Origin of the sequence: Clostridioides sp. ZZV15-6597 (assembly GCF_020657815.1) — a bacterium.
Lineage (GTDB): Bacteria > Bacillota > Clostridia > Peptostreptococcales > Peptostreptococcaceae > Clostridioides.
In genome coordinates, this window is record NZ_JAGWCT010000185.1 from 1 (window position 1) to 3771 (window position 3771).

Sequence of the window (3771 nt, forward strand, 5' to 3'; positions counted from 1 at the left end):
GCAGTTGCTGTAGGTTCAAATGCTGTTGTAAAGTCACCTTCACCACCTGCAAAAGCTCCAGCCATTACTCCAAATTGGTAATCAGTTTGTTTATAACATTGAAATATACACTTAGCTCTTTGGTATGGTAGGGTATAGTATTAAAGAAAAGTCATCGCATTTTTGATTAGGTTCTTTTTTATATATAGCATGGTCAATCATAGTTTTAAGTAATATATTTTTTAGATAAGGTTCTTTCTCTTCTGTGTATTCTCTTAAGACTTTTTCAAGTTGAGGAATGATTTGCATTCTAACAGTACTTTTTTTCTTTGCTATCTCAATATCTATATTTACTTTATTTATAGAACTTTTAACATCTTCTATGCGTGATGTAAGTATATTTGAACGTTCTATAAATACATCTGAACTATATATTCCTTGTTCTAAAAAATCATGTAATCCTCCCTTTTGCTTTTCTAGGCTCTCAAGCTCTTTTTTTAAACCTGTTAAAGTACATTTTAAATTATCTTCAAATTTATCTTTAAAAGTAACTTCTTCCTGTTTTAAAGATAGCTTATAATCTGTTAGCCATTTACTTAAAACATCTAAAACTTTATTTTCTAATATGTATAATTTAGTAGATTTATTTTTACAATTAGTGCAGACTATATATTTCTCATATCCACTTGATGTTGTATTAGATTTTGCAACTAAAGTATAGCCACAATATCCACATTTTATAATTCCAGCTAGAGGATTGGTTATTTTACTGTTTGGAGTAGGTGAGTTACTGCGTTTTTTTCTTATATATTGTGCTTTATTCCATATTTCTTCGCTTATTATTGGTTCATGTTTTCCTTTTGCTTCCATTTGTTCATCAATACATCTAGTTCTACTAGAATTTCTTTTCCTCTCAACTTTATTCCATACTATGTATCCGCAATATACTTTATTTTTTATAATATCCCTTACACCTTTTTCATACCAAGTTCTACCTGTTGTGGTTTTATAACCAAGTTCATTTAGATACTTTGATATTTTACAGGCTCCAACTCCTTTTAGATACATATCGAATACTATTTTAATAACATTTGCTTTATCTTTATTTACTACAAGTATTCTTTCTTTGTTGCTTAAGTATTTAATATCATATCCATAAGGAGGAGACTGAGCAATAAACTTACCTTCTTCAATGCTTTTAATTTTTCCTCTTTGCATACGCCTAGATATTAACTTTAATTCCTTGCGAGCCATAAAAGCTTCAAATTCGGAATATTCTTCATCAAATTCATCATTTAAATCATAGGTTTTTCTAGGAGTAATAATTTTTGTTTTGGATTTTTTAAATGTATCTAATATCAACCCTTGATCTTGCATATTCCCACGTCCTAAGCGGTCAATATCCATTACTAAAACAGCATCATAATTATTATTTTTAACTTCATCTAGTAATTCCAACATCTTAGGTCTATATTCTATACTTTCTCCAGAAATAAGCTCTTCCTTAATATCAATTACATTTAAGTTTTGTTCTTTTGCTAGTTTTAGTAGAGTTGTTTTATGTCTACTTAAGGTTTCAAACTCGCCTCTGTGTTCTGCTTCTTCATCAGCCCTGCTTTTTCGTAAATAAATAGAAACATTCATTAAATCACACTCCTTGAATATATTATATTCAGCAGTAAACTGATTATATTTAAAACATAAAAAATAAACATGTAAAAAATAGATTTTATCTTTTAACATGTTTATTTTGACAGATATCAGAATTTTTATTTTTGAAACAGAAGTTTACATTTTTATAAATTTCAATCTTATATTTTTATATAACTTAAATTTAAAACTACTTTTTTATAACAGGTATCCATACTTCAAACTTAGCATTTTGTGGGTCTGGATTTAAGTAAAGTTCAATATCAGGACCATTTTCATACTCATATCCAGAAGTAGGTAACCATTCTGTTACAATACGTTTTTCTAGTTCTTGTATCGCTTGTGGGCATTGTCCTTCTCCAGAAAATCTTGCCCAAGTAAAAGGTGGAATAGTGTATTCATCTAATGTATCATCTATGGACGCTGTGCTTGCAACAGAGATAAAGTATTTCCACTCTTCTGAATCATTACACACACTTACACCTAACACACCTTTTAGTTGGCTATTCATCATAGGTAGTAGTTTTTGAATGGTTCCATCTAATGCAGATTGTTGCCACATTTTTGGAACAATCTCAAAGTTTTTTTCTAACTCAGTGTGAAGGCGTTGAGATACACCCACAATACGAAATGCTTCTTTCTTTTCAATTCTATAATTCATTTCTTCAGCTCCTTTTATAGTAATTTTAAAGCTAATTGGAGGAAAGGCCTTCAAGTTTATTGTTTCTTCTTTTTTTATAATCGATGGTGCAATACCGTGAATACTTTTAAAGGCACGATTGAACGCTGTTGGAGAAGAGTATCCATATTTTAAAGCTATATCAATTATTTTTTTATTATCATTTTGTAATTCTACAGCAGCCAAAGACATTCGTCTGCGTCGAATATACTCAGAAAGAGGTACATCTGCCATATAAGCAAACATTCTTTGAAAATGATATGTAGAACAACAAGCTATTTTTGCCAGTTGTTCATATTCAATTTCTTTTGTTATATTTTCTTCAATATAGTTAATTGCTTTGTTTAATCTTTCAATCCATTCCATAAAATCAGCTCCTTATACTTTTTATAATACGTATTTTTAAATAATTCTTCCTCTCTTTTTATGCACAAATTAACTAGCATAATAAAGTATAAATTTAATATTAAAAATTAACTTAAGTATTAAAGTTATTAATTATATAACTTTTTTATATTTAGTATATCATAGTTTAACACTTAATTTTATTAGAACATAATAGTTTTAATTTGATATATATCACCTCTAATTAAATACTTAATTGTATAGATGATTTTGGTTATATATTGATATTTTTCACAATTTATACTAATCAAGTATTTATAAATATTAATTGAGAATAGGACAATTTTTAATATACATAAAATGTAAAAAGGGAGGGGATTTGCATGCCAAAGATAGAAAAAGATTTGGATGGTACAACTACTATAACATACCTTGTTGATGATGTAGATGTTCCAACAGACGATAATGGTTATAAAATATCCATGACAGTACTACATGGAAATACTGTATGCCATGTAGTATCTCCTGAAACAATCCTAGGAAGAAAGTTTACAGTAGAGGAAAAACGGGATAAAGATGATATAATATATGAAGCAATAGAAAAAATAATGATAGATAGACAATTAAAAGTACAAAACTCAAATAAAGAAGTTGCTAGTAATTAGCACTTCTTTATGAAATAAAGTAGGACAAATATCTTTAAAAACTTAATATTAAAACTACAAAATTTAATTTATAATAAATCTTTAATTAATAATATACTTATTGAGACTTTGATTATATATGATAATTTTATTATAATAATGATGTACATACTATTGAGATTATGGATAAAAAAATTAATGATGTACGATACATTCATACTTTTAAATAAAATATAGACTTTATATAAACTGTACCTTAAATTATTTTTATCATAATAAAATACCTTCATTAGAATATTTAATATTGAAAATCAAATATAGTTATTAAAAATAAAAGCTTTCTCTAAGTTTGTGAAATGTTTGGAGATAGCTTTTATTTTTTTGGATAGTATATAAATTTCAAATCATTGTTGATAAATATTAGAAAATATTTTTTTAATACTGACTTTTTGAAGCTTTAAATCGTTATATAAG

Annotated in this window: 3 protein-coding genes; 1 reads left to right on the plus strand and 2 read right to left on the minus strand. The window is 26.9% G+C overall.

Features of this window, described 5'->3' with window-relative positions; genetic code table 11:
* Positions 1 to 111: 111 nt before the first annotated feature.
* Complete coding sequence (locus KGF52_RS20525) at positions 112 to 1623, minus strand: recombinase family protein (RefSeq protein ID WP_227841453.1); 1512 nt, start codon at positions 1621 to 1623, stop codon at positions 112 to 114.
* Between the two features lie 196 nt (positions 1624 to 1819).
* A complete protein-coding gene (locus KGF52_RS20530) occupies positions 1820 to 2674 on the minus strand; it encodes an AraC family transcriptional regulator (protein ID WP_227841454.1) in 855 nt (284 codons plus the stop codon).
* A gap of 362 nt (positions 2675 to 3036) precedes the next feature.
* Here KGF52_RS20530 and KGF52_RS20535 point away from each other — a divergent pair, with 362 nt between their 5' ends.
* A complete protein-coding gene (locus KGF52_RS20535; RefSeq protein ID WP_227828082.1) occupies positions 3037 to 3318 on the plus strand; it encodes a hypothetical protein in 282 nt (93 codons plus the stop codon).
* Positions 3319 to 3771 lie beyond the last annotated feature (453 nt).

Coding starts and splice junctions, on each gene's coding strand:
- KGF52_RS20525 (WP_227841453.1), bottom strand. CDS start 1,623: ATGAATGTTTCTATTTATTTACGAAAAAGCAGGGCTGATGAAGAAGCA.
- KGF52_RS20530 (WP_227841454.1), bottom strand. CDS start 2,674: ATGGAATGGATTGAAAGATTAAACAAAGCAATTAACTATATTGAAGAA.
- KGF52_RS20535 (WP_227828082.1), top strand. CDS start 3,037: ATGCCAAAGATAGAAAAAGATTTGGATGGTACAACTACTATAACATAC.